This is a genomic window from Planctomycetota bacterium (genome assembly GCA_038746835.1).
GTDB lineage: Bacteria > Planctomycetota > Phycisphaerae > Tepidisphaerales > Tepidisphaeraceae > JBCDKH01.
Genome location: JBCDKH010000238.1, coordinates 1 through 4,949, shown reverse-complemented (window position 1 = coordinate 4,949; position 4,949 = coordinate 1). Strand labels below are relative to the sequence as shown.

Genomic DNA, 4,949 nt, shown 5'->3' with positions numbered 1-4,949 from the left:
CGTCGTGCTCGTCCGAAATCGTCATCGAACCATCAACGGCCCGTGTCGCTGTCTGACGGAGCACGTCCCGCGTGCGGGCATGGGGCTCGTCGCCCCGTCCGATCACAAGCGGCGGCCCGTCGCGACGCAGTGTCGTCGACGCACCGGCGACGCTGAACCAGGAGGTCATCACCCGGCCGGTCGGAGCGACCTGGACGACGGCTCTTGCGAAGACATCGCGCCGATCCGACGGTGCAGCTGCGACAAGCGCGCCAGCGGCTTGGACAAGCCGATGGACGCACGACCGCAGGTCGTCGTTCTCCGTCCGTTCGGCGGGTTTGGCGACGTCAGTCATGCCGGCAGAAAAGCCACGCCGACCTGAAAAGGCACCGGCCTCAAACCGGGGGATGGTGTCAAAACCCGCGCTTATCCGGGCTCTGGACTTGTGTTTCCCCTCGATAGGGGGATGCTTCGCTGGTGCAGCTGCCCGGATCGCTCGTCGAGGACCCGCCCGCCTGGCTCGTGAAACGGAGGGAGTGGGTCTTTCTCGTGCTCGCGGGGATCTTCCTCGGGACGCTGGCGATGCTGAACATTCTCGGCATCGCCCGCTTCTGGACGATCGCCGCCCTCGATAGTGACGGCACATTCGCGTTCGGTCGATGGGCGGACGTGGGAGGCTGGAGCTTTGCGGTCGCGATCGGCGTGTTGCCTTATCCGATCACGTTCCTCTGCACCGACCTCATCAGCGAGTTCTTCGGCCGGACACGCGCAAACCGCGTGGTGTTGGTCGGGCTGATCCTGAACATCTGGATCGCGTTCGTGATGTGGCTGGCGGGCGCGGTGCCGGGAAGTGGGGCACCGGTCGACGCTGGAACCGTCTTACCCGACGGGCGGACGTTGCCGGATGGCCTGATGACGAGCGACGCGTTCTTCATCATCCGGGCGCTCACCTTCAACGCGGTCGCTGCGAGCATGATCGCCTACCTCGCCGCCCAGCTGGTCGACGTGCAGGTGTTCCACATCGTCAAGCGGTTCACGAAGGGGCGAATGCTGTGGCTACGGAACAACACCTCGACGCTCGTCAGCCAGTTCGTCGACACGTTTGCCGTCATCACGATCACGCACTTTTCCGCCAAGGCGTTGCCGATCGACGACACGGCTGCGATTTGGCCTCAGCTTTGGACGTTTATTCTAACGGGTTACGCCTTCAAGGCGGCGGTGGCGATGTTGGACACGCCGGTGATCTACCTGGCAGCTTGGTGGCTCAAGAGCTTCCTGCAGGCGGATCCGACGCAGCACGAGACGGGGCCGCGGGGCTTCGATCAGGTGACGCAAGCTCTTGGCGAGCCCTGAGACGGCGGCGCAAAAAAGTGCCGCCCGGGTGGGGGCGCCCGGGCGGCGAGGCCGGGGGAGGGAGAAGGAGGGGGAGGCCTTCTCCACAACAAATCCCCGGCCAAAAGTCAGATTGTCGTCCGCGTCGCAGGGCTCAGACCGTTTCTCGAACGGCGTTGCTGCGCCACGGCGGGAGCTTGGACAAGCGCTGGTGGGCGGTGCGGCCGCTGCTCCTTGGTCGGTCGGCAGAGTACGAAGCCTGTTCCAACAAATTCCATCAACCGAGCCAAATGCACCGCAATGGGGGATGATTGAACAAGACTCCTTTCCCCGAACCGGGTGACTCCGGCTCGATTGGGCAGCACTGCGACTCCGAGTCGAACCACGAATGTTCTGACCGGCCCGGGACGACGTTGGGATCGTACCATTTGGTTGCCGCCCAGGGCCAGACCCGAACCGCGTCCAGACTCGCCTTTCACCAGCTACAAGATGCCGCACAACCTTCTGAAGCTCGTTGGTCGATCCGCCCTTGCCGCTGCGGCGGCCGTGGGAACGCTCGCGTGGGCCACTCCGGCTCAGGCCGAAGCCGCTCGTCCGGGTGCGAATGCCGCCGACGATGAAGAGCGTTTCCTCCGCTACCGCGACATGCGGAACGGTGGCGTTCTGGAAACGACGATCGTCCGCTACCAGAACGATGCGGGCGACACGGTCGACCTCATCGGTGCCGTCCACGTTGGTGATCAGGTCTACTACGACCTCCTGAACGAGCGATTCGCCGGCTACGACGCCCTGCTCTACGAGATGGTCAAGCCGCGCGGCCACGACTTCCGCAATCCCCAGCCACGACGCGCTGCCGAGGAGCAGGACTCACCCTTTGCCATGCAGCTCATCGGAGGCCTGCAGAAGGCGTTACAGCTCGCCCTCGAGCTCGATTATCAGACGCAGCGGATCGATTACACGCCCGACAACTTCGTCCACGCGGATCTCTACCTCGAAGACTTCATGCGGCTCCAGGAAGAGCGCGGCGAAGGCTTCCTCGATCTCATCATCAAGCAGATGATGCGTGATCTGACAAACCCGCAAGCTCGGCAGAACCAGCCGCAGGTCTCGCTGATCGAGATCATGGACGCGATGAACGCCCCGGACCGAGCCCGCCGGCTCAAACTGCTGTTCGCCCGAGAGCTCTCCAACATGGGCGACCTGACGAGCGTCTTCGAATCGGGCGGTGACGACTCGGTCATCCTCGGCGAGCGGAACCGCAAAGCCGTCGCCGTGATGGACGACGTCCTGGAGCGTCGCGGCATGGACAACCTGGGCATCTTCTACGGCGCAGCCCACATGCCCGGCATCGAGCGGCTCCTCGAAGATCGTGGCTTCAAGCAGGTCGGCGAACCCGAGTATCTCATCGCCTGGGACATGACCCTCGATGGCAGCGGCCGACGCGAGATGCGTGAGCGGACGCGAAACGCGATCGTCGAGAACGTCGCCGGCAACGCCGATGAGGGTCCAGCCGCTGTGGCAGCGTTGCGTGCGGAGAACGAACGACTCCGCAAGCTCAACGACGCCCTCCGCCGGCAGGTCGAAGCGATGCAGGCCCAGATTGAGGCCGAACAGGCGGGCAACTGATCGGTAGACGTCTCGACTGCGTCGACCTTGTCACGCGGCAATGGCTCGCGGCTGCTCGTTTGCGTCCTCGCTTTGCTCCGCATCTGCGGAGAGCCTCCCGCAGACTTCCTGCAGTCGTTGTAGCGCGACTGCGGAGTCACTGACGCTCATCGTCGAGTCGAGTCCGGTAACAAGCTCCGAAGCGGCGTCGCTTACCGCAGCAAAGCCGAAGCCCGATCCGCCACCACGCAGGCCAACAGCGATGGCACGGCATGTCGCCAGATCCTCCGCCTCGGCGGCAGTCCGCAGACGGTCAGCTTCGTCCCGGGCTTTCTGAACGAACTCGCTAATCAGCTCCTTCATCTCCGGCTGCGCTGCCATCGTTGAGAAGATGGCCTCCTTGCTGTCGATGCTCAGGCCGGCGCTTCCAAGCCAGGTCGCGATGCACGTCAGGAGACGTTCGGTGTCATAGGGCTTGTTCAGAACGCCGCACACACCTGCGTCTCTCGCCTCCTTGAGCTTGCCGGCGTCGGTTTCGGCACTACAAGCGGCAACCTTCGGCACCGCGGCATTGACGATGCGCGAAACGACTTCGCCAGGCGCAAGGCTAGCGTCCTCACCGGCCAAATTGAGATCCACGATGGCCAGCTTGAACGGGTTGTCAGCGGACTGGCCTGCGATCGCTTCAACGGCATCGGCGAGCGTCGCGACGCCCGTCAGCTCGACGCGCGTCCGACGCAAGTGGTGCTGCATCAGTCGGCGATCGAGTTCGGAATCGTCCAGCAGCAGGACTCGGCCGCAGATCGACTGGGGATTGCGAACGTCGAGCTCGGCCGAGTCTGCGTGTTCGGGGTCGAGGTAGAGCTTGGGGAAGATGCGTCGGTCGAACTTCACGCCGACCGTGTGCCAGTGTCCGGCGATGTGATCGCACCGCTGGACGATGCCGCGGACGCTGTCTTTGCCGCCGACGTAGCGGCCCAGTTCGACGTCGCATCGCGTGTCGATGTGGAGGTATCCGCCGTGGATGAAGCTCAGCCCGCCAGCGGAGAGATCGCGAGTCAGGACGCTGCGTTCTGTGCTGCTGCCGCCCGGATGGTGGACCGTGATCCGGACGCCGCTGCGTCGGAAGGTCGCGCGGGCGCTTCGCCGGTCACGTCGGCCGTCGTCTACGGCGTCTTTCGCGTCGAGTCGGTCGAGGAGCGATTGCAGCTGCTGATCGCGTTCCTGAATCGGTTGGTTCGGGGTGATGGCCATCAGTCGATCGGAGGCTGTGGAGTCGAGTTGGTGCCCTGCCTTTGAGGTCTCCCCGGCTAGACGACGCCGTTCCGTCGATCGACCTCTTGCACCCAACGGCCACTTGCCGCTGTACGGCCTACGTCGGCCTCCGGGGAAGGGCACATGAACTCCGATGACCATTTTGTAAGTCTCTCCGAGATTCCGCTTGCGAATCGCTTCCTGACACAAACGTCGCGGCGTGGCGTCAGTCCCTATAACGGTCACCCGGACGAACGAACCACCGGGGCTGGACAAAACGTCCGACGTGTGAGATGGGCGCTTCACGCTTCGAAACCACACTGCTTTCATGAGTTCGATTGCGTTTGCCAACTCGCCCACGCTCCACACTGACGGCGACGTCGCGCAAGCGTTACCGGCCGTGCCGGCGATCGGCATCCTGGTGCCTGAGTTCCCGTCGCAAACGCACGTCTTCTTCTGGCGAGAGGTGGTCGCCTTGCGGTCGGCCGGGGCAAGCATCGATCTGATCAGCACACGGAAACCGCCCGACGACGCTTGTCGGCACGACTTTGCCGAAGAGGCACGAAGCCAGTCGCACTACATCTGGCCGCCACGCGTCGGGTCGACGGCGCGGCTGCTCGCATCGCCACCCAAGCTCGCACGTGGTCTCGCTTACGTGCGATCGCTCGACGAAAGCTCGATCAAGCAGAAGGCAAGGGTGACCGCACTCCTTTCGAGCGCTGTCGATCTCGTCACGTTTTGCCAGGACCGAAACGTGCGTCACATCCACTGTCACAGCT

At 63.9% G+C, this 4,949-nt stretch carries 5 protein-coding genes; 3 read left to right on the top strand and 2 right to left on the bottom strand.

Features of this window, described 5'->3' with window-relative positions:
- The coding region (locus AAGI46_15820; protein ID MEM1013675.1) for a hypothetical protein at positions 1-334 on the bottom strand (334 nt) is incomplete at its 3' end.
- Positions 335-456: 122 nt separating this feature from the next.
- On the opposite strand from AAGI46_15820, the gene AAGI46_15815 reads away from it, so the two are divergent.
- Both AAGI46_15815 and AAGI46_15810 read left to right on the top strand, forming a co-directional pair.
- A complete protein-coding gene (locus AAGI46_15815; GenBank protein MEM1013674.1) occupies positions 457-1,332 on the top strand; it encodes a queuosine precursor transporter in 876 nt (291 codons plus the stop codon).
- Between the two features lie 468 nt (positions 1,333-1,800).
- Positions 1,801-2,937 carry a hypothetical protein gene (locus tag AAGI46_15810; protein MEM1013673.1) on the top strand — a complete coding sequence of 379 codons (1,137 nt, stop codon included), beginning with the start codon at positions 1,801-1,803 and terminating at the stop codon, positions 2,935-2,937.
- A gap of 30 nt (positions 2,938-2,967) precedes the next feature.
- Here AAGI46_15810 and AAGI46_15805 read toward each other — a convergent pair whose 3' ends face one another.
- The gene (locus tag AAGI46_15805; protein ID MEM1013672.1) at positions 2,968-4,170 is read right to left on the bottom strand and encodes a response regulator; all 1,203 of its coding nucleotides are present in this window, start codon (positions 4,168-4,170) and stop codon (positions 2,968-2,970) included.
- Positions 4,171-4,498: 328 nt separating this feature from the next.
- On the opposite strand from AAGI46_15805, the gene AAGI46_15800 reads away from it, so the two are divergent.
- Positions 4,499-4,949, top strand: a 451-nt coding sequence (locus AAGI46_15800) for a hypothetical protein (GenBank protein MEM1013671.1), incomplete at its 3' end; no start/stop codon positions are given.

What these genes read in the sequence shown, in the direction of transcription:
- AAGI46_15810 (MEM1013673.1), top strand. Translation starts at nt 1,801, where the DNA reads ATGCCGCACAACCTTCTGAAGCTCGTTGGTCGATCCGCCCTTGCCGCT.
- AAGI46_15805 (MEM1013672.1), bottom strand. Translation starts at nt 4,170, where the DNA reads ATGGCCATCACCCCGAACCAACCGATTCAGGAACGCGATCAGCAGCTG.